This window comes from Pedobacter sp. D749, assembly GCF_019317285.1.
Taxonomy (GTDB): Bacteria; Bacteroidota; Bacteroidia; order Sphingobacteriales; family Sphingobacteriaceae; genus Pedobacter.
Window position 1 is genome coordinate 3,291,188 of sequence record NZ_CP079218.1, and the last position, 23,184, is coordinate 3,314,371.

Below are 23,184 nucleotides of genomic sequence, written 5' to 3' on the forward strand. Positions count from 1 at the left end.
GCCTTGAATTTAAGGGTCGAGTGGCCGAGTGGCTAGGCAGAGGTCTGCAAAACCTTCTACAGCGGTTCGAATCCGCTCTCGACCTCCATTTGTACAAATAAAATAATTAAAAGGTTATTACCATGGCAGTTACCAGATTAAAAAGAAAAGACAGAAGAAATAAAAATACAGCTCACCAAGAGGTGGCTTTTTTAAAGAGAGCAACTAACATTGAGTTAGGAAGCCGCTCTGCACAACCTAAAAGCGATCAATTAGCTAAAAACAATGCTGTTTTAGCTACTTTGGCAAAATAGTTTTTAGAAATTCTTCTTAAAGATTTAAAGCATCCTTCTGATCAAAGGATGCTTTTTTTTATGCCCGAAAAATTTGAATAATATTTAAATTTGATAACAACGAAAGATAAAACCATGAATCTTACAGAAACTCTTTCAAAATTAGAATCACTCGGCGAAGAGAAGGTCCGTACCATGCACCTCAAAAACGGTGCAAGAGAAAACATTTTTGGTGTTAAAATGGGCGACATCAGGGCAATAGCCAAAAAGATCAAAACCGACCATGCGCTTGCACTTCAACTCTGGGAAACTGAAAATATTGATGCAAGATTGCTTGCCATCTTAATCATTAAACCAAAAGTGCTATCTGCAGAACAGATTGAGAAAATGGTAGCATCAGAAAATTTTACCTGGGCTGCAGACTGGTTTTACAATTACATCGTTAAAGAATATCCTGAAAAGGAACAATTCAGGGAAAAGTGGATGAATTCAGGAAATGTTATGCTGGCCCGCGCAGGCTGGAGCTTAACCAGCGGACGAATCACCAGAGCACCTGAAGGAATAAACATTGCATCAATTCTCGACCGGATTGAAAATGAAATGCCTAAAGCAGCTCCAGAAATCCAATGGACGATGAATACTGCATTGGCTCAAATTGGCATTAACCACCCTGATTATAGAGAAAGAGCCTTAGCAATCGGCGAAAAACTTGGCATATATCGTGATTACCCCGTTTCTAAAGGCTGTACTTCACCGTTCGCACCAATATGGATTAATGAAATGGTAAGCCGCCAGAAATAGTTGTTTAGCCAGTAGTGAATGTAGTTAAGTTAAGGAGAAATATTACCACCACAAACCTTTCATGATAAACCCGATAGTAGCGTAAAACCCGCAGGCGAGGAACGAGCCAAGGCTTTGAAGCGATAGCGGGACGATCACCGCCAAAAAATACTGACATTCATTTCCAAAACCTAAAAACGTCTTAGATTTTTATGAAATAAATTAATCCTCACACTAACAAAACGTATAGCAAGATTAGTTTTTACATGAGAATAAAAAAGAAACTTTCATAAATTTAACACCTTCAGTTTATCAGTTATAAAACTATAAGGCGCGCTTAAACTAACGCTTTACAGATGCTTTTGATTAATCCTGGCCCCTCATATATAAAACCAGTATACAATTGAATTAAAGATGCTCCGGCATCCAGCTTCTCTTTTGCATCTTCTGCGGAATGAATCCCACCTACCCCAATAATCGGGAAAGCTTTGTTTGATTTTTCTGAAAGATAACGAATGACTTCAGTAGAGCGTTCTTTAACTGGTTTCCCACTCAGTCCTCCGGTTTCCGCTTTTAATTGCTGCTCTGTGGCCAGGTTTTCCCTGCTAATGGTGGTATTGGTGGCAATAATGCCTGCAATCTTCGTTTCTGCTACAATCTCTATAATATCATCTAATTGCGCATCAGTTAAGTCAGGCGCAATTTTCAACAAAATCGGACGCGAAATATCGTTTTTACGGTTGCGCTGCTGTAAGGTATTCAGAATTTTTTTCAGGGGTTCTTTTTCCTGCAGTTCGCGTAAACCTGGCGTATTTGGCGAACTTACATTTACCACAAAATAATCTACCACATCAAAAAGACGATCGAAACATTTAATATAGTCGCTTACTGCATCTTCATTTGGTGTAGCCTTGTTTTTACCGATATTGCCACCCACCACAATGTCAGGATGTTTATCTTTCAGCAAACGCAAACGCTCGGCCATTACATCTACCCCTTTATTGTTAAAGCCCATCCGGTTGATTAAAGCTTCATCATTAGGTAAACGAAACATTCGGGGTTTATCATTTCCGGGCTGAGGCATTGGCGTTACCGTACCCACTTCGATAAATCCGAAACCTAAATTATTAAGCGGTTCCACATATTCACCGTTTTTATCAAATCCGGCAGCCAGGCCAACGGGATTTCGGAACTTTATTCCAAAAACCTCACGTTCTAAACCTTTAATGTGTACATCAAAGCTGCTACGGATAATGGTTTTACCCAGTGGAAATTTATCATTAAACCACTTTAACCGCTTGACTACAAAATAATGTACATTTTCAGGGTCAAATTTGAAGAATATTGGTTTAATAAGGCGATACATGGCACGAAGATAAGAACTTATAGGTAATTATGGAAGATGGAAAATGTAAAATGGATGATGAATCTTTCAATATCCCTATAAGTTCACTAATTTATTTGCCATTCGTTTATTGGTCTGGGGGCCGAAATGCAAGTTTCATCTACAACTTTGGTTGATGGTTTGATGGCCATAAGTGATCATTACGAATGACCAGTAATCAATCCCAATGATCCATGCGACAAACATTTCGCCCATCAACTATGAACCCAGGCAACCTGCCTGTCAACGAACAAACCAATGAATCAACTTCCGCCCTCACCCATTTTCCATCCTACATCTTCCCTTTTCCATCTTCCCTTTTCCATCTTTTAGTACGCTGCTGTAAACTGCTCCTGATGATGTGCTTTATTTTCCAGCTCATCAGCAATAACAATCGCCAAATCTTCTACCGATAAAATAGAACGGCCTTCTTCATTAAAAACCGGGCTAGTTTTACCCAAGCGGTATTTTCCGGTGCGGCCAATAGTGATGCCTTGATTCATCTCAATAGCCGGACTAAAAAACAACCAATCTAATTCTTTCTCTAGTTTTAGCGTATTAAAATAATCTCTTACTGCTGTTGCTCCTGGTTTGTACTCGGCAGGGAAGTTTGGTCCGTCTACGATTTGGTGACCATCAATCTGCAAAGTACCTGCTCCACCGATAAAAATATAACGTTTAACGCCCGATGCCTTTACAGCAGCCTGAATGGCATTTGCACCCTCTACTGTATCGTTATATAAATTTGGGTTGGTCCAGCCTGCGTTAAAAGCACTTACCACCGCATCCGCTCCTTTTAAAGCTGCTGCTAATTTTTCCGTTTCTAAAACATCGACAGCAATTTTATTCACAAGATCATTGGTACTTTCAATTTTGGCGGTATCGCGTGCAATGGCAATCACTTCATTTCCACGACTTACTAATTCGTTCAAAATCGCTTTGCCTACAAATCCGGAGGCTCCAATTAATGCTACTTTCATATTATTTAATTTTTAATTAACTTATTATTATAAAATTGTAATGTTTTTTATTACAGTTATATCCAAAAAAAAATTATTCAAACGCCGAGGCAAAATCTGCCAATGTCTGTTTTGATAAATTGGCGATTAGCGCATTCTCTGCATTGCTATACAGGGAATCTAAATGTTGATTGATCTGTCTACCGATCGGACATTTAGGATTCGGTTCATTTTTATGTTGCCCCAACACATTGCTGCTTCTAACCGATTGGTACACTTCGCCCAGATTAATATCTTTGGCACTTTTAGCCAGAAATGAACCTCCTCCCTTACCTTCTTTACTTTCAACAAAACCATGTTTCCGTAAATTCATAATTTCCTTGCGGACCAAAACAGGATTAATATTGATACTTCCGGCCAGATACTCTGAACTCACAACAGCACCTTTCGCCTCATTTAATAAGGTTAAAATGTGTAGGGAGATTGGAAACCGGCTATTGCTCATTCTGTAATTATTTTTATTACAGTACAAAAGTAAGAAGGTTTTATCAGAATCAAAATTTATTTTACAATTTCTAATAACGCTTGGTCACTGCATTCAGGATAGCAGTTTTTCCTATTTGACTTTCCACCTGAAAAAAGCCTTTAAATTTCGTACTTTTGCAGCCGAAATGATTTCAATAAATAATTTAACTTTCCTGATTGGCTCAAGAGCCTTGTACGATGACGCGAACTGGCACATAAAACCTGGCGACAGAGCCGGTTTGATTGGCGCCAATGGAACAGGAAAATCAACACTTTTAAAAATAATTGTAGGCGAATATGCACCTAGTTCGGGTACTGTTTCCATGTCGAAAGACCTGAAAATTGGCTACTTAAACCAGGATTTACTTTCTTATGATTCTCACCATAGCATTTTGCACGTGGCCATGGAAGCTTTTGAGCGCCAAAACCAGTTGCATGATGAAATTGAAGAACTACTTAAAAAAATCGAAACTGATTATAGCGAAGAGGTTTTATTTAAATTAAGTGATAAACAGCAAGAGTTTGAAGCTTTAGATGGCTATAACATTGAATATAGGGCTAACGAAATTCTGGCTGGTCTGGGTTTTAGCACGGCAGATCAGTTACGTCCGTTAAATACCTTCTCCGGAGGGTGGCGTATGCGCGTAATGCTGGCCAAAATATTACTGCAAACTCCTGATATCTTATTACTGGATGAGCCTACCAACCACATGGATTTACCATCTATTAAATGGCTGGAAAACTATTTAATGGGTTTTGAAGGTGCCATTGTAATTGTATCCCACGATAGGTATTTCTTAGATAAAATTGTAAACCGTACGGTCGAATCGCGCAAGGGCAAGTTAACTGTATATGCAGGTAACTATAGCTTCTATGTGGAAGAAAAAGCCTTACGTGGAGAAATCCAAAAGGGTGAATTTAAAAATCAACAGGCCAAAATTAAACAGGAAGAACGTTTAATTGAGCGCTTTAAAGCAAAGGCGAGCAAGGCTAAAATGGCTCAATCGCGGATGAAAGCTTTAGACAAAATGGAGCGTATTGATGATGTTGATGATGATAACCCGACCGTTAATTTTGCTTTCAAATTTTCTAAACCATCGGGCAGACACGTGGTGCGGATAGAGCATGCCAACAAGAGTTATCCAAATGTGCATATTTTAGATGATGCTGAAGGTGTAATTGAAAAAGGTGATAAAATTGCCTTGATTGGTGCCAACGGTAAGGGTAAATCTACTTTATTGAGAATGATTGCCGGAACTGAAAAATTTGAAGGTTTCTGCGAAACGGGTCATAATGTTACCACCACTTTCTTTGCGCAGCACCAATTGGAGTCGCTGCATTTAGAAAATTCAATTTTAGAAGAATTACAGGCATTTGCCCCAAAACATAGCGATACTGAATTACGGAGTATTTTAGGTTGTTTCCTTTTTACCGGTGATGATGTTTTCAAAAAGATCAAAGTGCTTTCGGGAGGAGAAAAATCGCGTGTGGCCCTTGCTAAATCTTTAACAACAGATTCAAATTTCCTGATTCTGGATGAGCCTACCAATCACCTGGATATCCAATCGGTAAACATCCTGATTCAGGCACTGGATCAATTTGAAGGTACTTTTATTGCCGTATCTCACGATAGGTATTTCTTAGATAATGTGGCCAACAAAATCTGGTTTATAGAAGGCGGAAAAATTAAACAATACCCTGGTACTTATGCCGAATATGAAGAGTGGAATAGCAAAAGGGTAATTCCTGCTGCGAAACCTATTCCGGTTAAAATGCCAGAAAAACCAAAAGAAGAACCAAAACCAATTACTCCCAATACGGCGAACCAGTTGAAAAAGCTGAATGACGAGCTGCAAAAAACAGAGAAATTGATTACCGAACTGGAGCAGAACGTTAAAAACATTGAAGCAGAACTGGCAGATGAAAATGTTTACGCCAAAGCCGATAAATTAGCAGAAGCCAACAAACGTTATTTAGCAACTAAACAAGAGTTAGATAACAGCCAAAGTAAATGGGAAAGTTTAGCTGCTGAGATTATGGAGCTGGAAGGTTAGTTTTAATGTGCAGTCAGATGTTACCATCTGATTGTTAAGTAATCCTTAGAAAATCCAAAAATAGAATTTGAATGCAAATAAGATCAGTGTCAGATAGTAATATCTGACACCACGAGAAAAGCATATTAAGGCCACAGAAATTGGACTGCCCCCAAAAAGTTGGACAAACTTATTAATTATTTAAGACTTGTGTCCGGTATTCAACCGGGCTCATTCCATTTAAGTTCAATCTTATCCTTTTATTGTTATAATAACTAATATACTCATCAACATCACCCTTCAGCTCCTCCACCGACAGGTATTTTTTGCGGTAGAACATCTCAGACTTTAGCGTACCAAAAAAGTTTTCCATTACAGCATTATCCAGGCAGTTGCCCTTTCTCGACATACTCTGTATAATTCCATTCTTGAGCAGGATTCCCTGGTAACTCTTCATCTTATATTGCCATCCCTGGTCGGAATGCAGCATGGGTTTGGCATTACCTGGCTTTTTTTTCAATGCCTGGTCCAGCATATCAGTAACCTGCCCGAAGTCCGGCCTTAGGGATTGCGAATAACTTATAATCTCTCCATTGAACAGATCAATTATGGTAGAGAGATACAGTTTCTTACCGGTTACATTGAATTCTGTGACATCGGTCGCCCATTTTTCAAACGGCCTGTCAACGTTAAACTCCCTGTTGAGTATATTTGGGACTGTTTTGTTCTCTTCTTCTTTATATGATCTGTATTTCTTAAGTCTGACGGCACTTTTCAGGCCCATCTCTCCAGTCAGCCTCAATACCGTCTTATGGTTGATGATGTGCCCTTCCTTTTTCAGCTGGAGCAGCATCCGCCTATAGCCATATCTACCTTTATGCTGCTTGTAGAGTTCATTGAGGCGGCCCCTAACCACTCCGTACCTGTCGGCCGTACCATTACATTTCATATGGTAATAAAATGAGCTCCGTGCCATACCGGCCACCTCTAAAAGCACTGGCAGGTCAAACATATTCCTTAATCCGTGAATGATCAGCGCTTTTTGTTTTTCTTTGATTCTTCTTTCTGGATTAAGGCCCGTAACTTTTTTAAAAACGCGACCTCCGCACGTAAACGATTGTTTTCTTCCAGGACCTGTTCATGATCTGTCAACAGGGAAGGTGCTTTTTTCGGAATCTTTGGCTTCATGAGTCGATGTTTTCCTCTTGTTGTTTCAGACAGTCCCTCGGCTCCAGCAGATTCGTATATCCTTAACCAATTGGATAGGACACTGTTACATCTGATGTTAAAATGAAGGCATGCCGCCCTCAAAGATACCTTATTGGAAATAAAGTAACGGATAACCTCAAGTTTGTTTTCCAGTGAATAGTCTGTCGACTGGGGGATTAGTCCGGCCTCGCCAAAACGTTGATAGAACTGTACCCACTGATAGACCATACGCCGTTCGATACCATTTTCCCTTGAGATTGAATCCAAAGGTTTCTCTCTACTTAAGACCTGACCGATGATAGCCAGTTTAAATTCCAAGCTATACTTAATTTTTCTGCTCATAAAATGCTCCTCTTAAAGTGTCCAACTTTTTGGGGGCAGTCCAAATTCTGTGGCTTTTTTTTGTTGCCACGGAAGCGCAGAAACACGGAGAATAATATTTCAAGTTATGTCATGCTGAGGTACGAAGCATCTGTTCCATAGGTTGCAGATGCTTCGTGCCTCAGCATGACAGCATATTCAAGGTTGCTGTTAACCAGAAAAACCACTGTATTATTTACAATTATTTCCTTCTTATATAGATCCCTCCACTACCGTCGGGATGACGATACGCCGGAAAATCTTCCGTATTAATTCATGTATCCATGCCAACCAAACCCTAACCCAATTTTGTCACTTCCCAATAAAACTTTACTTTTAGCCATGCAGAAAATATTAATTCCGGTTTTATTTTTCATCTCTACTTTAGCTTTTGCACAAAACGATACAAAGTTTACCAACGAGAATAAAATTTATCTTCCAAATATTAAAACTGTGCTTTGCTATAACAGCAATAAAGAGCAAAGTTTACCTGTTATTATGCTCAATTCTTCAGAAACAATCACTTTTTCTTTTGATGACCTGCTGGCAGGCACCCAAAATTACTGGTATACCATTGAACATTGTACTGCAGAATGGGAGACTTCTAAAATTTCGAGCATTGATTATCTGGGGAGTTTTAATGATGACCGCATCATCAATTATCACTACTCTTCTAACACCACACGAAAATACACCCATTACGAAGTCAGCTTACCCAATACCCAAATTCAACCCAAAATCGGCGGCAATTATATATTAAAAGTCTATTTAGATGGCGACAAAAACAAACCGGTTATTTCGCAGCGCTTCTACATGCTCGATAGTCAGATAGCTGTAGCAGCAGAAGTAAACAATTCCATGCAGGTAGAAAACAGGAATTATAAACAAAAAATCAATTTTACCATTAACCATACTTTCCCCATCCCTAACCCCTATCAGGATATAAAAGCGGTGGTGATGCAGAATTTTAATGCGAATACCATTCAGGTTAATACCAAACCAGCCTTTGTACGGCCAAACCAATTGGTTTATAACGACCTCAATACGAATGATTTTTGGGGAGACAACGAATTTAGGAAATTTGATACGAGGAGTTTGCGTTACAAGGCAGATAATGTGAAGGATATTTATCGCGATAATCAATCCGTAAATGTTATACTTTTCCAGGATGCATCCAGAACTGTAGGTGCATTTGCCAACCAGTACGATGAAAACGGAAACTTTTTTATCCGCAATACCGACGGGCGCGACGATAAAACAGAAGCAGAGTACATGAGTGTTTTATTCACTTTAAATGCCCCGGCACCCAGCCCTAACGGCGATGCTTATGTTGTTGGCCGGTTTAACAATTTTACCATAAGCAATGAAAATAAACTCCTCTACGATGCCAACAGGAAACAATTTTATGGCAATGTGATCCTCAAACAAGGCCTCTACGATTATGAGTATGCCTGGTATAATAAAGATACCAAACTAATGGAAACCAAACCTTTTGAGGGTGCATTTTTCCAGACTGAAAACAGCTATCAGATCTTCGTTTATTATCGTCGCCCTGGTGCGCGTTGGGATACCCTGGTTGGTTATACCAATTTAAGCAATAAAGTTTCAGACAGAAGATAACCAACTGGACCGAAGCGAAATAGTAATTGTCAACCTGACTTTTAATATTGCAATACTTACCTTTATTGTTACATAATTTTTCTTTGTTTTAAATGTGGTTTTTTACTTTAGTGTTTCAGAAAGCTAACCAGATAAACACCTGGAAAATTAAGTGTTTCTAACCAAAAATTATGTTTAAAAAATTAATTGCCGCAGCATTAATAGTCTATCCCTGTGCACATATTTCAGCACAAACTTCTACTGATTCCTACACACAATCCATCAATGGAACCAAATTAAAATTCGATATGCAGGCTATACCAGCAGGAAAATTTAAAATGGGAAGTAAAACAGGGAAACCAGATGAACAACCTGTTCATGAGGTTAAACTCGATGCTTTCTGGATTGGAAAACATGAGGTAACCTGGGATATTTTTGAGCCTTTCCTTTACCGCGATTATGAAAAACAAGCCAGTACAAGCGCTATTCCTGCTGAAGTAGATGCCGTTACCAGGCCCACAAAACCCTACCTCGATATGACTTTTGGTATGGGTAAAGCGAACCAGCCAGCAGTAGCCATGACACAATATAATGCCATCCAGTTTTGCAAATGGCTTTATGTGCGTACAGGTGTTTTTTATCGGTTACCAACAGAGGCAGAATGGGAATATGCCTGTAAAGCCGGAACCGAAAGCAATTATGCTTTTGGTGATGATGCGACTAAACTAGGCGATTATGCATGGTATAAAGACAACAGCGATAACAAAACACACCAGGTAGGACAAAAAAAACCAAATCAATGGGGTTTATTTGACATGTATGGAAACGTTAGCGAATGGACCTATGACCAGTACTTTCCCGATTTTTATAGTAAGAGCAAAGGTAAAACTGCAGAAAACCCGGTGGCAGTACCCGAAAAACTCTATCCCAATGTAGTTCGCGGCGGCTCGTATGATGAAACACCAGCTAATTTAACTTCAACAGCCAGATTGGCTTCTGATCCGTCATGGAAACAATTAGATCCACAGATTCCGAAAAGCAATTGGTGGTTCCCTGAAGCTCCTTTTGTAGGCATGCGCCTGGTACGCCCTGTAAAAGCGCCTTCAAAAGCAGATATAGATGCATATTACAATAAGCAACCGATAAAAGACCTTTAAAAACACAACCTAACCAAAATAAAATTAAACACATGAAAAAACCAATTAACCAACAAGATCGTCGCGATTTTCTAAAAGCAACAGCCATGCTGGCCGGCGGGGCCATGTTAAGCAGTATTCCACTAGCAGGAGCATATGCATCAGGATCCGATACCATTAAAATTGCCTTAATTGGCTGTGGCGACCGTGGAACAGGAGCAGCTTTCCAGGCCTTGAGCACTAAATTTAACATTAAACTGGTTGCCATGGCCGATGCTTTCCAGGATCGCCTAGACAGCAGTTACCAATCGTTAAGTTCGAAATTTGCGGCAAAAATGGATGTTCCGAAAGAACGCCAGTTTATAGGTTTTGACGCTTATTTAAAAGCCATTCCATTGGCCGATGTAGTGTTGTTAACTACGCCTCCGGGCTTCCGTCCGATCCATTTCGAGGAAGCAGTTAAACAGAATAAACAAATTTTCATGGAAAAACCTGTTGCTGTAGATGCACCGGGCATCAGAAAAGTATTGGCCGCAGCCGAAGAAGCGAAAAAGAAAAAATTAAACGTTGTAGTAGGTTTACAGCGCCGTTACCAGACCAACTATCGCGAATCGATGAAACGCATTAACGATGGTGCCATTGGCGATATTATGTCGGGCCAGGTATATTGGAATAGCGGGGGCGTTTGGGTACGTCCGCGCACAGCAAACCAAACCGAAATGGAGTACCAAATGAGAAACTGGTATTATTTCAACTGGTTGTGCGGCGATCATATTGTTGAACAACATGTACATAATATCGATATTGCCAACTGGATAAAAAACGGACATCCGGTTTCGGTACAGGGAACAGGTAGCCGTGCCTGGAGAACAGGAAAAGACTATGGGGAGATTTATGATAACCACTCTATCGAATTAACGTATGCCGATGGTGCGGTAATCAATAGCCAATGCCGCCATTTCGAGGGTACCGCTAACCGTGTTGATGAATCTTTTCAGGGCACCAAAGGCAAAATTTACCTTTCGGGCAGCAACCAGGCCATTATGAAAGATTACAGTGGCAAAGAGCTTTATAACCACAACACCAAAGGAAATGCAAATCCATACCAAACAGAGCACGACGAACTGTTCGATGCGGTTTCTAAGGGAGAATACAAATTCAGTAATGTAGATTATGCTGCAACAAGCACATTTTCTTCAATTATCGGTCGTTATGCTACTTATTCTGGTCAAACCATTAAATGGGATGAAGCTTTAGCGTCGAACATCAGTTTAATGCCTGAGCGTTTTGCATGGGATGCCAACCCAAGGTTAATGCCTGATGAAAAAGGACTGTACCCTATTGCCATGCCCGGACAAACAAAGGTAATCTAAAACTAAATTGATGCGCTACAGGTTTTTGCTTTTCATTTTGCCACTGATTTTTGCCTTTTCGTTTAAAAAAGAATTGAGGCAGTATAAAATCGATGGTTTTGCACAGGGAACCGATTATGCAATAATGTACTATGCTACTGATAGTTTGGCCACTAAAGCTGGCATAGATAGTTTATTGAACGAAATTGATTTATCGATGTCGCTTTACAAAAAGGGATCATTGATAAATCAATTTAATGCTGCCGGAAAAGAAATTAAAACCGATCGTTTTATGAACGACGTGCTAAAAAGGAGTTTTGAGATCAACCAGGATACAAAAGGCATTTTCGATATTACCGTTGCCCCATTGGTACAAGCCTGGGGTTTTGGTCCAAAAGAGGCTAAAAAAGAACCCGATCCGGCAGTTATTAAATCGATATTGGCCTGTGTAGGCATGAAAAACCTAAAACTGAAGAATGGTTTATTAAGCAAACTAAAGCCCTGTATACAAATCGATTTAAACGGAATTGCACAAGGTTATAGTGTCGATTTAATTGCCTCTTATCTTGAACAAAAAGGAATTAAGCAATACGTGGCCGAGCTGGGAGGCGAAATTCGGATTTCAGGACCTAAACCCAATGGCGAAACCATGAAAATTGGCATTGAAGGTCCAGATAAGGATGGAACTCCGGTAATCAGGCATATCGCTGCGATAAATTCTGGCGCCATTACCACTTCGGGCAACTACCGCAAATTCCATCAAAGCGGCAAGAAAAAAATTTCTCACCTGATCGATCCTAAAACAGGATATCCTTTAGATAATGAAATGATTAGCGTTACCGTTTATGCCAAAGATGCCATTACAGCCGATGGATATGACAATGCCTTAATGGCCATGCACCTCAAAGATGCCATGGCTTTCGTAGAAAGCAGAAAAAACCTTGAAGCTTATTTTGTGTATCATCAAAAAGATGGCAAAGTAGCCGATACGCTAACTAAAGGATTCAAAAAATTAATTATACGCTAATCTGTTAAAACTAAACCGATGAAAAGAAGTGAGTTTATAAGAAATAGCCTGCTTACAGCTGGTGCGATTACTACAGGAGCAGGATTTACCAATACTTTTGCTGCCGAAAAAACAAATGATACATTAAGCGATAAAACTTTTAACCTCGATTATGCACCGCACCAGGGCATGTTCCAAAACCATGCAGGCAAGAGTTTTTTAGATCAGATCCAGTTTATGTACGATAAAGGTTTCCGTTCGATAGAAGATAACGGTTATCTCGGTCGTTCTGTTGAAGAACAGGATAAAATCGGTAATTTACTGGCGAAACTGGGCATGCGCATGGGTGTTTTTGTGGTAGATGGTGGCGATAACTGGAAAACCTCGTTAACTACGGGCAAAAAAGAATTTAGAGATAAATTTATCGAAACCTGTAAAAAATCGGTGGAAGCCGCAAAACGCTGTAATGCCAAATGGCTTACCGTAGTGCCTGGGTTTTATGAACGCAACTTGCCTTACGGCAATCAGTTTGCCAATGTAATTGATGCCATGCGAGCCGGAGCGGAGATTTTTGAACCCCACGGTTTGATTATGGTCTTGGAGACCCTGAGCGATACCCCGGAACTTTTCCTGCAAAAAACAAATGAAACCTACGCAGTTTGTAAAGCGGTTAAAAGTCCTTCGTGTAAAATTCTTTATGATATTTACCACATGCAACGTACAGAAGGCGACTTAATTAAAACCATCGATCGTTGCTGGGATGAAATTGCCTATATCCAGATTGGAGATAACCCAGGCCGGAAAGAACCGACAACCGGAGAAATCAATTATAAAAACCTGTTCAAACACCTGCATACCAAAGGCTACAAAGGCGTTATGGGCATGGAACACGGCAATTCTAAAGGTGGAAAAGAGGGTGAGCTCGCTGTTATTTCGGCGTATAGGGCTGAGGATAATTTTTTGTAAGTTGTTCAAATAAGTGTCGTCATCTCGACTGAAGCGCAGCGAAATGGAGAGATCTTTAAACTTGCTATAACTATGTTCAAAGATTTCTCCACTACGGTCGAAATGACGATTCCACGCCGTGGTCTGTGTCCCCACAGACCACATATATCACTCTCTTCTCCTACCCCACTTTCAACACCCACACCGATACACTTCCCGCATTGCAATGAAACTCTGCCCAACCATTTTCATCAATAACTACTTCCTGCTGGCGATAGCCTAGGGCATCAACAAAGGTTTTTCCGGCAAAGTGTTTACCAATTTCCATTTTTTTAAATCCTTCTTCTCCTGTACTCAACAATACGGCTAAACCACTATTTTCATGTTCTTCATCACCGGCACGGGTCCATCCTACACAAATGCCATGGTCAAAATAATCACGTTGCTCACCGTAGGCTAAGGCTGTACGGATTTTACTCATGGTTTCGACCGCAGGGATGGCCACTAGCTCAACATGTACCTCATCACCTTCTTTGTCTTTATCATCATAAATTCCTCCATACAGATCAGGGAAGAATAAACAGGGAATGCCTTGCATACGCAACAGGATCATGGCATAAGCCAAAGGCCTGAACCAAAAATCGACATAAGATTCTAGTGCCTGCAAAGGTTGCGAATCATGATTATCAACAAATGTTACCGCCAGATCAGGCTTTACCTGTACCAGCGTTCCATCAAAAATCGTCCGCATATCAAATTCCTCGTTCTTACTCGCCAGGAAAAAATTATGATGCAAAAGCGAATCGAATATTTGTGTCCTCCCGCCGGTAATTTCAATATAGTTCAATTGCCCCGCTATATCCACCACATTCCAATCCTCGGCTACAATAAAAAACTCCCTGTTAAATTTTTGGTTCAGGTGATCGATCCACTCTACAATAAAATCCGGATTGATGTGTTTAACCGCATCTAACCTGAAACCGTCTACCTTAGTGGTTTCCACTACCCATTCGCCCCAGTATTTTAACTCTTCAACTACAGCCCTGTTGCGGTAATCGATATCATTAAACATCAGGTAATCGTAATTACCAAATTCAGTAGATGGAACCTCTTCAAAACCTTCACCTAAGTGGTTTTGGATCGAATAAATAGCTGTTTCCTTTCTATCCTCTGCCCAGTCTACCCCACTAAAACATTCATGATTCCATATAAATTCAGAATATTTACCCTTTCTCCCGGGGAAAGTAAACTTTGTCCAGGCTTCTATTTCGAAAACATCGCTGGTAAATTCATTTCTATCATCAGGATTTACCGTTCTAACGGCTATTTTTTCGAGTTCGTCGCCACCTGCTTTGTGGTTAAAAACCGCATCGGCTAAAACACCTACCCCATTATTGTGCAGTGCTTCAATTGCTTTGATATATTCGTCTTTAGAACCATGTTTGGTACCTACACTTCCTTTCTGATCGAACTCGCCCAAATCGAACAGATCATAAACCGCATAACCAACATCATAAGCGGCATTGTTCGATTTATAGGCTGGTGGCAACCAAACGGATGTTACGCCAATTTCTTTTAAATGACTTGCTTCAGCAGCTACTTTAGTCCATAAATTTTGTTCTTCGTTATAGTACCAATGAAAAAATTGGATCAGGGTCTGGTTTTGCATTAATTAGATTTTTTGTATGGATAACATGAGAGCTGATGAATTTGTTTTTGGATTGAAGATCTTCACAAGTTCTTTCCTGCTGATTTCGCAGATCACCGCAGAAAAACAACTTAAATCTGCGAAAATCCCTTTGACCTGCGGGAGCAATCTTGGGTGTGCTTTTCCCGCTGATTTCGCTGATGCCCGCAGAAAAACAACTTAAATCTGCGCTAATCTCTTGAATCTGCGGGAACAATATTACTCATGCTTTTCCCGCTGATTTCGCCAATGCTCGCAGTAAAACAAAATAATAAGAGCCTGTTTAAAATTAAATAAAATTTATTTCCTATCTCAGTCTGAGCGTAGTCGAAGACCATTTCAACGCATTAATAAAGCAATCGACTACGCTACCATTGACAGACTCCCAAAAAAGGTCGTCATTGCGAGGAGGAACGACGAAGCAATCTATCATGCTAATGATCCTTGCTATAAAGATTGCTTCGTCGGCTGAAAAAGCCTTCTCGCAATGACGATCGCTCGGAGAGATTTATTGGAATTGCAATAGTCTACTGGAGATTTTTTTTTGTCATATTATTTTTATTGAGAAGCATTACTTTAGATATTTTTCTTTCTTTTAAGCTGCGATTTTAGGATTTATTGAGCTGTTTGCAAACTCTAATGGCGATAAGTACCCTAAGTATGAATGTCTTCTTTTTCTATTATACCAGACCTCTATATATTCAAAAATGGCTAAACTAGCCTTCGCTCTTGTTTTATATATCTGCTGGTATATCATTTCTGTTTTTATAGTTTTAAAGAAACTCTCTGCAACTGCGTTATCCCAACAGTTTCCTTTTCTGCTCATGCTTTGCTTTATCCCTAAGCATTCTAATTTTTTTCTGAACTCGGAACATGCATATTGTATACCTCTGTCTGAGTGAAAAATTAACTGTTGGGTAATAGGTCTATTCTTTATAGCCATTTCTAATGCCTTTATCGTGGTGTTCTCAGCTTCCATATTTTCACTTAATGACCAGCCTACAACTTTTCTATCCGCCAGATCTATAACTGTTGTCAGATATAGCCAACCTTCCCCAGTTTGTATATAAGTGAGGTCTGAAACCCATTTCTCTCTAATATTGGCGGCATAAAAATCTCTATTAAGGAAATTTTCTGCTAAGGAGTAAGTGTGCTGTGAATCTGTTGTCTGTACCCATTTCTTACGGATGGTACTCTTTATACCCAATCTGCGCATCAGCCTGGCAACTCTGGGCCGAGAGATAAAGATCCCTCTGGAACATAATTCGGCAGTAATACGCGGACTCCCGTAACACCCTTTACTCTCTGCGTAAATCTTGCTTATCTCTATCATAAGATAATTATCATCGGTAAGCCGCTTACCCTGGGGGTTTTTTAACCAGTAATAAAAACTACTGTTGTTTATTCCAAATACCCTACACATCCTTTCAACAGAAAATATCTTTCGGTAATCTTTTATAAATCCGAATATCTCCCGTCTCCCTTGGAAAAGATGCCTACCGCCTTTTTTAATATATCACGTTCTAGCTGGGCTTCTTTAAGCTCCTTTTGAAGTTTCCGAATCAATTGCTGCTCCTCGCTAAGGCTTGTAGTATCAGCTTTTGCAATTCCTTCGCGCTCTTTCCATTTACTTAAAAGGTTCGAACTTATACCCAATTCTATTGCAACATCCTTTATCGAACCCCGCGCATGGGCCAGATCCAAAGCCATTCTTTTAAAAGGCTCATCAAATATTCGTCTGCTCATATATTCAAATTTAAAGTTTAATGTTTAAATCTGACAAATAAAACCCTCCAGTCAAATGTAGCAACTCCATTATTTCCATTAAATTCTACTGTCACTTATATTGATTTTTATACAAAAAATTATCCCTAAGGGTGACAGCAAAAGGCTATTTATATTTCTTATAAAATTTAAACAGGCTCTAACTCTGCGAAAATCTCTTAAATCTGCGGGAACAATCTCGCAACGCTTTTCCCACTAATTGCGCAGATCACCTCCGAAAAACATCTGCTAAATCCACCAGAATCTATTTGCAATACAATCTTAACCACATTTTAATTACTTTTGCCCTTAATGAGTTTAAAAAAGAAATTTGCCAGAGAAAGTTTTACCATTATGAACGAATTGGTATTACCAAATGATACCAATACCTTAAATAACCTGATGGGTGGGCGTTTGCTTCACTGGATGGATATTGCAGCGGCAATTTCGGCTCAAAAACACTGTAACCGTATCGTGGTGACCGCTTCGGTTGATAATGTTTCTTTTAAACAGCCCATTAAATTAGGTGATGTAATTACCATCGAAGCTAAAGTAACCCGGGCTTTTAATACCTCGGTAGAAGTGCGTTTAGATGTATGGGCAGAAAATATTCCGAGTGGTGCAAGGCAGAAAAGCAACGAAGCGTACTATACCTTTGTAGCGCTTGATCAGAGTGCACGCACCATACCCGTACCAGAACTTATTCCGGAAACGCAGGAAGAAATTGATTTGTTTGATGGTGCCCTGCGCCGCAGGCAGTTACGTTTGGTTTTGGGTGGCAAAATGCATCCTGATGAGGCCAGCGAACTCAAGGCACTTTTCTTTAAAGCATAATTTTTACGTTAAATTTCTTTTCAGCTTAACATGATTGTTTTATTTTAGCAGTCTACCTTACGCTGAAAAATATGACAACTTACACCATACTTATTATTTTAAGCGGATTAGTAATATTCTCTTATCTGTTTGATTTAGTGGCGAGTAAAACCAAAGTACCATCGGTTTTATTGCTCCTGCTTTTAGGTATTGGTTTACGTTTACTGGTCGATAACCTAAAGATACAAACCTTCAATTTTCTATCTATTTTACCCACATTGGGTACTGTAGGTCTAATTTTGATTGTTTTTGAGGGCTCGCTCGAACTTAAATATGATCAGCATAAAAACAAGGTCATTAAAAGCGCTTTTTTTTCGGCCTTAAGTATTTTACTCGGTACCACCAGCGTAATTACCACCATTATTTACCAGATTTCGCACCACGATTTATATACCTGTATTGCCAATGCCATCCCTTTTAGTGTAATCAGTTCCGCCATTGCCATTCCATCGGCCGCAGCATTAAACAATAAAGATAAAGAGTTTGTGATCTACGAATCCTCTTTCTCTGATATCCTGGGGATCATCATTTTTAATTTCACCATTACCAACCATTCGGTCACTACCTCCGCATTTATCGGCCTGGGCTTAAGTACCTTTCTCATCCTTTTGCTATCGGCCATTGCCTGTGTGGTATTGTTGTACATTATGGGCCGCTTGGTACACCACATCAAATTTTTCCTGATCATCGCCATCCTCATCCTGGTTTATGCCATTGGGCAGTCTTACCACCTCTCTTCGCTGGTACTGATCCTGAGTACTGGTTTATTCCTGAACAATGCCGATACCATCCAGAACGTTTGGTTCAGGAGTATTTTTTTATATAAGAATTTAACGGCCGATTTATCGCAGCTTTACCAGTTATCGGCAGAAAGTGCCTTCATTTTGCGGACTTTTTTCTTCGTTATTTTCGGTTTTACCATGAACATCGGCGAACTGAACAACAAGATCGTACTCGCCAATGGCTTTTTTATTCTGATCACGATATACCTTATCAGGATGCTCTTCCTTAAAATATTTAAAAAGGATACTTTAGGCCCGATTTTATACATCGCCCCCCGCGGACTGATCAGCATTTTACTTTATTTCAACCTGCCCGCCTCACTAAAAATACAGGAAGTGGGTACACCGTTTTTATTCCTCGTGGTGTTGGGTTCGAGTATTGTAATGACGCTTGGGATTACGCTGAGTAAGAGAAATAGTGTGGCTCAGTAGTTTATTGGTTCAGTAGTTCATTTGGTTCATTGTGCTGATCGTCATCTCGATCCGATAGCTATCGGATGTAGCGCAGCGAAATGGAGAGATCTATATAGACAGATTATATCGTCAGTTGTTTAAACCGGTTAATCCACTCCAAACTATACCCCCCCGTTCAATAGACTCCAAACTTCCGAGTAAAGACTTTGGACTACAGAATAAGGACTTCAAACTACGCCCCCATTTCCAAAATCTTATCAAACTCTGTGGCTTTAAGCGGCATTACCGATAAACGCCCTTGTCTAACCAATGAAATATCAACTAAACTTGGCTCAGCTTTAATCTGCTCCAGCGAAACCGGGTTTTTCAGGCTTTCTACAGGCGATAAATCAACCACCACCCAGTTGGCATCATCAGTTGTAGGGTCCTGGTAAAATTCTCTCACCACTTTGGCAATGCCCACTACGTTTTTGCCTTCGTTACTGTGGTAAAAAAGCACCAAATCGCCTTCTTTCATGGCTTTCAGGTTATTCCGTGCCTGGTAATTGCGCACACCATCCCAAAAGGTGCGGCCATCTTCGTTAAATTTTTCCCAACTGTATTTAAAAGGCTCTGATTTTACTAACCAATGGTTCATCTTATTCTTTATTTAAGGCTCAAAACTAACAAAACAGAACGGATTAGAAAATAGGTTGAAAAGAATGAGTTTTCAAAATATTAAAAATTGATTAGTTTTTCGGAATATCATTTTCAATGAAAATTAATATCTTGTGGATATAAATTAATAACAAAAATGGCAGAATACGCTTTACCATATTTCGGAAACTTACCGACAGAAAATTTAGAAGAATATTATGATGTTGATATTGAATTAAATGGAAATGAAATTCAAGTAGACCTTAATTTTGAAAACCAGACGGTTGACACATTAATACTAGCCAAAGTAAAAAATTTCATTGAAAAATTAGAAAAATTTGACAAGCTGAATAAGACATATATTCTCGATGACTATAATGACGAAGATGGCGACACAGTAAAATTTTACTTAGAACACCATCTTGAGGAACTAGATAAAGAAGAACTTACAAAACTTGTAAACTTTAACGACACGATAACAGAACCTGAACAGCAACTTTTGTCAAAATTGAAATTAGTTAGAGTTGGTCTTTATCCTGATAATGAAGATAACTTCGCCATTTTTGATTACTCAATTGGAAAAGATATAACAAATTATTTGGTAGTAATAAATACTGATGAGAACGGACAACTGGACTATATGACAATGGAAAGCTAAATACCTACAGCCACCATCCATTACTAACGCAAGTCTTAGCGTTTACGCTAGTGGACTGAATGACTTGTGCTTAGCAGAGATTTAATTGACGGATTTATCAAGCACAAGTCAGGCCAATACTTTGACCAGGGGGCACTAAGACTTGCGCTAGATGTAGAAGTCAATTTGATGGTATATTGATTTTTTTACATACTTTTAATCCTAATTTATAAATACGCTACTCTCTTTCGCCAATCTGCCCAGTTCTGGGCAACTATGCGCTACAGTATAGCCCTTATATTTTAGTTGTAAGAAAAATAAACAAACCAATTCTATTAAACAACGATTATGAAAAAAACAATTACCTTTTTAATTGTCCTATTGTCAAGCGTCAATATCTATGCCCAAGAAAATATTGATTTATTAACATACGCCAATACCCAAGACATTATTTTTTTTAGCTCAATTAAAAATGGTGCTAAAGTAAAAGAGTATATAACGGTTAGTAAGAATAGTGTAAAGATAGGTGACACTTTAATATTAGGAACGCCTACTTCTGAAGAAATGAACACTAGGACTTATTCAGGCAGTTATGGCACCAAAGCAAGAGGAGGTGTAGCCCAATCAAGAAGTACTTCTAAAAAAACTTACGAATTCTTACAAATGGGTAGACCTGCTGGGTTTGGAAGTATTATGGCTGCTATGAATGGAAATGCGCAGAGTATGGCAGATAATAGTTTAAAAAATACTTCTGTAATTGTCAATGAAATAATAACATATCATAGGGGCAGTAAAAATAAACCTTTGTACGTCGTTATGGTTTTAGGTGAAATAAATGGTAGAGCTTTTGGTATAAATAAATATTTAAGTGTAATGGATACAGAGTTAGCTATTGAGTCTGGTGAAGTTTTACTAAAAAACAGAAAAATGACTAGAGATGAGGCTATTGCAAAATTAAAAGAAGCGAAAGAATTAATGGAAATTGATATGATGAGTAAAGAGGAATTTGAAAAATTAAAAAAAGAACTTGCTCCAATTATCACCTCTAAACCCCAAGACTAACCCTCATTATAATGAGATTTTGAAAGATGTAATACCAAAGATTAAAATGAAAGAATTGCTAAAGCAGGGGTTTTATTGATGAGCTATGGACAGACAGGTGCGGCGCTTATCCAATTGGCCAGTCAAACAGATTCTTTCACAACACAAGCCGCAATGATTGATCGACTAGATGAACTGTCCTATCATAATTTGCAGAAGAAATATAAACTTAGCGATGATATGCTTGACAAGGTATCTAGTTTTGCGATACCCTATTGTAAATAGTCTAAAGATCTACCTAAACACTTATTGCCATAATTTAATTAAAAGCCTTACGATACATGAAATCAATAAAAAACCCATTACTAATAGCTATAAGCTGCTTATTTATATCTTGCGGAAGTTCTTCAACATCAACAGTTCAAAAGCAAACGCGCACTCTGAATATAGAACGCTACTTAGATTCAATCCAAAATAAATTTAATGGCTACAATACTAATACAGTTATCAAAGATGAATTGAATGAAACCTTGAAGAAAGATTTCAAGAAAGCCATCAAAAAAGGTGTTCTAAAAGATTTGCCATTTAAATTAAATAGAGTTGAGAAGTGTGGCGATAAATACATTTTAGATCTTGAGCATTTGCTAACTTCAAAATATTATGACACAGGGGTACTGAGTAAGGTTGAGATGAGTATTTATGCCATTACTGATGAACAGACTGCAAAATCAATAAAGGAAGGTGAATTCTATTTAATAGATTTCAGGTTTAATGAATATATTACGTTTGACAACAATGATAGATACTGTGCATTAGTTTTAATGTCGCCGTTTATGGGATATTTTGGTGATGAAATACAGTTTGGTGCTATTGGAGGAAAACTAATCAAGATTAATAAATTCACTGAATAAAATTACTAGCGCAAGTCTTAATTTTTAGACTAGCGGGCTGGATGACTTGTGCTTAGCAGAGATTTAATTTACGGATTTTTAAGCACAAGTCAGGCCTATGCTCTGGCCAGGCGCACTGAGAATTATGCTAGAATGGGGCTTAAGTAAGTGAAATGCCTTCTATGCTATTAGTTTAGAATATGAGCTTTAAATTTTACTGGATGTCTTTCGGTAATGGTGGTGGCGCTAAAATTACCTCAACTTTATTTTCAGGTGTGGGAAGTGGAAGTTTAGCGAGCAGCGTTATTCCAAACGATAGATGATTATCGTTAGCATGAATGGCCATGCCTGTCAGCGTGCATTTTTCATCATCAAGACGTAAAATATCTGCTGAAGGCTCAAATTCTTCAAAGATGGTTTCAAATGCTAAAGTCTCCTTTGCATATTCAATACAGTCATAATAAATTGCTTTATCTGTCATTTTGTATTGAACTTTCGTTATGATACCTCCTTCTTCAGTTAAAATAAAAGCTTTGCCATGAGTCTGATAAAGAATTAAGTTTTCCACTTTGTGATTGAAACTAAACCCGAGCGCAATGAGAAGTTCATGAGCGTTATTCACTGAAATATGATATAAATCCCAAATCTGTTGTGGTCTAATCTTCATTTCGTTCATATTTAAAGTTAAACATTTGGATTAAGAAGTTATGCGTAAAATCGTAAATTCCATTACTAGCCATTACTAGCGCAAGTCTTAGTGCCTAGGCTAGCGGGGCTGGATGACTTGTGCTTTGATGAGGAATTTAATTGAGAATCTTTTTTTAACACAATTCAGGCCAATGCTTGAGGCAATGTGGGCTAAGACTTGCGCTAGAATAAGGGGTCTACTAATATTCAGAA

22 protein-coding genes, 1 tRNA gene and 1 pseudogene are annotated in these 23,184 nt (G+C 38.9%); 15 read left to right on the forward strand and 9 right to left on the reverse strand.

The genetic code is table 11. From position 1 onward, the window contains the following. Positions 1-14: 14 nt before the first annotated feature. The 3 genes from KYH19_RS13185 to KYH19_RS13195 all read left to right on the forward strand — a co-directional run bounded on the left by KYH19_RS13185 (position 15) and on the right by KYH19_RS13195 (position 1,073). A tRNA-Cys gene (locus KYH19_RS13185) sits at positions 15-88 on the forward strand. A gap of 34 nt (positions 89-122) precedes the next feature. Continuing rightward, complete coding sequence (locus KYH19_RS13190) at positions 123-293, forward strand: spore protein (protein WP_219075459.1); 171 nt, start codon at positions 123-125, stop codon at positions 291-293. Positions 294-407: 114 nt separating this feature from the next. After that, positions 408-1,073, forward strand: coding sequence for a DNA alkylation repair protein (locus tag KYH19_RS13195; RefSeq protein ID WP_219075460.1), 666 nt, complete (start codon positions 408-410; stop codon positions 1,071-1,073). A gap of 316 nt (positions 1,074-1,389) precedes the next feature. On the opposite strand, the gene KYH19_RS13200 is transcribed toward KYH19_RS13195, so the two are convergent. The 3 genes from KYH19_RS13200 to KYH19_RS13210 all read right to left on the reverse strand — a co-directional run bounded on the left by KYH19_RS13200 (position 1,390) and on the right by KYH19_RS13210 (position 3,900). Further along, positions 1,390-2,418, reverse strand: a complete 1,029-nt coding sequence (locus KYH19_RS13200) for a quinone-dependent dihydroorotate dehydrogenase (RefSeq protein WP_219075461.1) — start codon at positions 2,416-2,418, stop codon at positions 1,390-1,392. Between the two features lie 347 nt (positions 2,419-2,765). Continuing rightward, a complete protein-coding gene (locus KYH19_RS13205; protein WP_219075462.1) occupies positions 2,766-3,416 on the reverse strand; it encodes an NAD(P)-dependent oxidoreductase in 651 nt (216 codons plus the stop codon). Positions 3,417-3,489: 73 nt separating this feature from the next. Then, positions 3,490-3,900, reverse strand: coding sequence for an Rrf2 family transcriptional regulator (locus KYH19_RS13210; RefSeq protein ID WP_132400714.1), 411 nt, complete (start codon positions 3,898-3,900; stop codon positions 3,490-3,492). 166 nt (positions 3,901-4,066) lie between these two features. Between KYH19_RS13210 and KYH19_RS13215 the strand changes: the two genes are divergently transcribed. After that, positions 4,067-5,974, forward strand: coding sequence for an ABC-F family ATP-binding cassette domain-containing protein (locus tag KYH19_RS13215; RefSeq protein ID WP_193421642.1), 1,908 nt, complete (start codon positions 4,067-4,069; stop codon positions 5,972-5,974). Positions 5,975-6,146: 172 nt separating this feature from the next. On the opposite strand, the pseudogene KYH19_RS13220 reads toward KYH19_RS13215, so the two are convergent. Beyond that, a pseudogene (locus tag KYH19_RS13220) lies at positions 6,147-7,504 on the reverse strand (IS3 family transposase). 360 nt (positions 7,505-7,864) lie between these two features. Here KYH19_RS13220 and KYH19_RS13225 point away from each other — a divergent pair. The 5 genes from KYH19_RS13225 to KYH19_RS13245 all read left to right on the forward strand — a co-directional run bounded on the left by KYH19_RS13225 (position 7,865) and on the right by KYH19_RS13245 (position 13,581). Next, a complete protein-coding gene (locus KYH19_RS13225; protein ID WP_219075463.1) occupies positions 7,865-9,142 on the forward strand; it encodes a DUF5103 domain-containing protein in 1,278 nt (425 codons plus the stop codon). A 170-nt stretch (positions 9,143-9,312) separates the two neighbouring features. Then, entirely contained in the window at positions 9,313-10,278 is a 966-nt protein-coding gene (locus KYH19_RS13230; RefSeq protein ID WP_219075464.1) for an SUMF1/EgtB/PvdO family nonheme iron enzyme, read from the forward strand. 32 nt (positions 10,279-10,310) lie between these two features. Beyond that, entirely contained in the window at positions 10,311-11,630 is a 1,320-nt protein-coding gene (locus KYH19_RS13235; RefSeq protein WP_219075465.1) for a Gfo/Idh/MocA family oxidoreductase, read from the forward strand. Between the two features lie 10 nt (positions 11,631-11,640). Next, positions 11,641-12,636 (forward strand): FAD:protein FMN transferase, encoded by a 996-nt coding sequence (locus tag KYH19_RS13240; protein ID WP_219075466.1) that lies wholly within the window; start codon positions 11,641-11,643, stop codon positions 12,634-12,636. An 18-nt stretch (positions 12,637-12,654) separates the two neighbouring features. After that, positions 12,655-13,581 (forward strand): hydroxypyruvate isomerase family protein, encoded by a 927-nt coding sequence (locus KYH19_RS13245; RefSeq protein ID WP_219075467.1) that lies wholly within the window; start codon positions 12,655-12,657, stop codon positions 13,579-13,581. A 160-nt stretch (positions 13,582-13,741) separates the two neighbouring features. On the opposite strand, the gene KYH19_RS13250 is transcribed toward KYH19_RS13245, so the two are convergent. After that, entirely contained in the window at positions 13,742-15,229 is a 1,488-nt protein-coding gene (locus KYH19_RS13250) for an alpha-amylase (protein WP_219075468.1), read from the reverse strand. 25 nt (positions 15,230-15,254) lie between these two features. On the opposite strand from KYH19_RS13250, the gene KYH19_RS13255 reads away from it, so the two are divergent. Beyond that, positions 15,255-15,431: a hypothetical protein gene (locus KYH19_RS13255; RefSeq protein WP_219075469.1), complete on the forward strand. Its 177-nt coding sequence runs from the start codon at positions 15,255-15,257 to the stop codon at positions 15,429-15,431. Between the two features lie 411 nt (positions 15,432-15,842). On the opposite strand, the gene KYH19_RS13260 is transcribed toward KYH19_RS13255, so the two are convergent. Both KYH19_RS13260 and KYH19_RS13265 read right to left on the reverse strand, forming a co-directional pair. Further along, positions 15,843-16,760, reverse strand: a complete 918-nt coding sequence (locus tag KYH19_RS13260) for an IS3 family transposase (RefSeq protein ID WP_132404431.1) — start codon at positions 16,758-16,760, stop codon at positions 15,843-15,845. Continuing rightward, the gene (locus tag KYH19_RS13265) at positions 16,703-16,993 is read right to left on the reverse strand and encodes a transposase (RefSeq protein WP_132404428.1); all 291 of its coding nucleotides are present in this window, start codon (positions 16,991-16,993) and stop codon (positions 16,703-16,705) included. The genes KYH19_RS13260 and KYH19_RS13265 overlap by 58 nt, the downstream gene beginning before the upstream one ends. Positions 16,994-17,323: 330 nt before the next feature. Between KYH19_RS13265 and KYH19_RS13270 the strand changes: the two genes are divergently transcribed. After that, positions 17,324-17,845, forward strand: a complete 522-nt coding sequence (locus tag KYH19_RS13270; RefSeq protein WP_219075470.1) for an acyl-CoA thioesterase — start codon at positions 17,324-17,326, stop codon at positions 17,843-17,845. A gap of 71 nt (positions 17,846-17,916) precedes the next feature. Then, on the forward strand, positions 17,917-19,098 hold the full coding sequence (locus tag KYH19_RS13275) for a cation:proton antiporter (RefSeq protein ID WP_132400684.1): 1,182 nt from the start codon (positions 17,917-17,919) through the stop codon (positions 19,096-19,098). 214 nt (positions 19,099-19,312) lie between these two features. Here the strand turns inward: KYH19_RS13275 and KYH19_RS13280 are convergent, their stop codons facing one another. Continuing rightward, entirely contained in the window at positions 19,313-19,717 is a 405-nt protein-coding gene (locus tag KYH19_RS13280) for an EVE domain-containing protein (protein WP_121287062.1), read from the reverse strand. 156 nt (positions 19,718-19,873) lie between these two features. Between KYH19_RS13280 and KYH19_RS13285 the strand changes: the two genes are divergently transcribed. The 3 genes from KYH19_RS13285 to KYH19_RS13295 all read left to right on the forward strand — a co-directional run bounded on the left by KYH19_RS13285 (position 19,874) and on the right by KYH19_RS13295 (position 22,305). Then, positions 19,874-20,374: a DUF2004 domain-containing protein gene (locus tag KYH19_RS13285; protein WP_219075471.1), complete on the forward strand. Its 501-nt coding sequence runs from the start codon at positions 19,874-19,876 to the stop codon at positions 20,372-20,374. Positions 20,375-20,701: 327 nt separating this feature from the next. Then, positions 20,702-21,415, forward strand: a complete 714-nt coding sequence (locus KYH19_RS13290; protein WP_219075472.1) for a hypothetical protein — start codon at positions 20,702-20,704, stop codon at positions 21,413-21,415. A 320-nt stretch (positions 21,416-21,735) separates the two neighbouring features. Continuing rightward, positions 21,736-22,305, forward strand: coding sequence for a hypothetical protein (locus KYH19_RS13295; protein WP_219075473.1), 570 nt, complete (start codon positions 21,736-21,738; stop codon positions 22,303-22,305). Between the two features lie 193 nt (positions 22,306-22,498). Here the strand turns inward: KYH19_RS13295 and KYH19_RS13300 are convergent, their stop codons facing one another. Then, entirely contained in the window at positions 22,499-22,951 is a 453-nt protein-coding gene (locus KYH19_RS13300) for a hypothetical protein (RefSeq protein WP_219075474.1), read from the reverse strand. Between the last annotated feature and the right edge of the window lie 233 nt (positions 22,952-23,184).

Bases quoted from the DNA above. Each gene is read 5' to 3' on its own strand.
- KYH19_RS13230 (WP_219075464.1), top strand. From the start codon at position 9,313: ATGTTTAAAAAATTAATTGCCGCAGCATTAATAGTCTATCCCTGTGCA.
- KYH19_RS13235 (WP_219075465.1), top strand. From the start codon at position 10,311: ATGAAAAAACCAATTAACCAACAAGATCGTCGCGATTTTCTAAAAGCA.
- KYH19_RS13240 (WP_219075466.1), top strand. From the start codon at position 11,641: ATGCGCTACAGGTTTTTGCTTTTCATTTTGCCACTGATTTTTGCCTTT.
- KYH19_RS13200 (WP_219075461.1), bottom strand. From the start codon at position 2,418: ATGTATCGCCTTATTAAACCAATATTCTTCAAATTTGACCCTGAAAAT.
- KYH19_RS13265 (WP_132404428.1), bottom strand. From the start codon at position 16,993: ATGAGCAGACGAATATTTGATGAGCCTTTTAAAAGAATGGCTTTGGAT.
- KYH19_RS13210 (WP_132400714.1), bottom strand. From the start codon at position 3,900: ATGAGCAATAGCCGGTTTCCAATCTCCCTACACATTTTAACCTTATTA.
- KYH19_RS13190 (WP_219075459.1), top strand. From the start codon at position 123: ATGGCAGTTACCAGATTAAAAAGAAAAGACAGAAGAAATAAAAATACA.
- KYH19_RS13300 (WP_219075474.1), bottom strand. From the start codon at position 22,951: ATGAAGATTAGACCACAACAGATTTGGGATTTATATCATATTTCAGTG.
- KYH19_RS13280 (WP_121287062.1), bottom strand. From the start codon at position 19,717: ATGAACCATTGGTTAGTAAAATCAGAGCCTTTTAAATACAGTTGGGAA.
- KYH19_RS13215 (WP_193421642.1), top strand. From the start codon at position 4,067: ATGATTTCAATAAATAATTTAACTTTCCTGATTGGCTCAAGAGCCTTG.
- KYH19_RS13250 (WP_219075468.1), bottom strand. From the start codon at position 15,229: ATGCAAAACCAGACCCTGATCCAATTTTTTCATTGGTACTATAACGAA.
- KYH19_RS13195 (WP_219075460.1), top strand. From the start codon at position 408: ATGAATCTTACAGAAACTCTTTCAAAATTAGAATCACTCGGCGAAGAG.
- KYH19_RS13290 (WP_219075472.1), top strand. From the start codon at position 20,702: ATGAAAAAAACAATTACCTTTTTAATTGTCCTATTGTCAAGCGTCAAT.
- KYH19_RS13245 (WP_219075467.1), top strand. From the start codon at position 12,655: ATGAAAAGAAGTGAGTTTATAAGAAATAGCCTGCTTACAGCTGGTGCG.
- KYH19_RS13225 (WP_219075463.1), top strand. From the start codon at position 7,865: ATGCAGAAAATATTAATTCCGGTTTTATTTTTCATCTCTACTTTAGCT.
- KYH19_RS13270 (WP_219075470.1), top strand. From the start codon at position 17,324: ATGAGTTTAAAAAAGAAATTTGCCAGAGAAAGTTTTACCATTATGAAC.
- KYH19_RS13255 (WP_219075469.1), top strand. From the start codon at position 15,255: ATGAGAGCTGATGAATTTGTTTTTGGATTGAAGATCTTCACAAGTTCT.
- KYH19_RS13275 (WP_132400684.1), top strand. From the start codon at position 17,917: ATGACAACTTACACCATACTTATTATTTTAAGCGGATTAGTAATATTC.
- KYH19_RS13285 (WP_219075471.1), top strand. From the start codon at position 19,874: ATGGCAGAATACGCTTTACCATATTTCGGAAACTTACCGACAGAAAAT.
- KYH19_RS13205 (WP_219075462.1), bottom strand. From the start codon at position 3,416: ATGAAAGTAGCATTAATTGGAGCCTCCGGATTTGTAGGCAAAGCGATT.
- KYH19_RS13295 (WP_219075473.1), top strand. From the start codon at position 21,736: ATGAAATCAATAAAAAACCCATTACTAATAGCTATAAGCTGCTTATTT.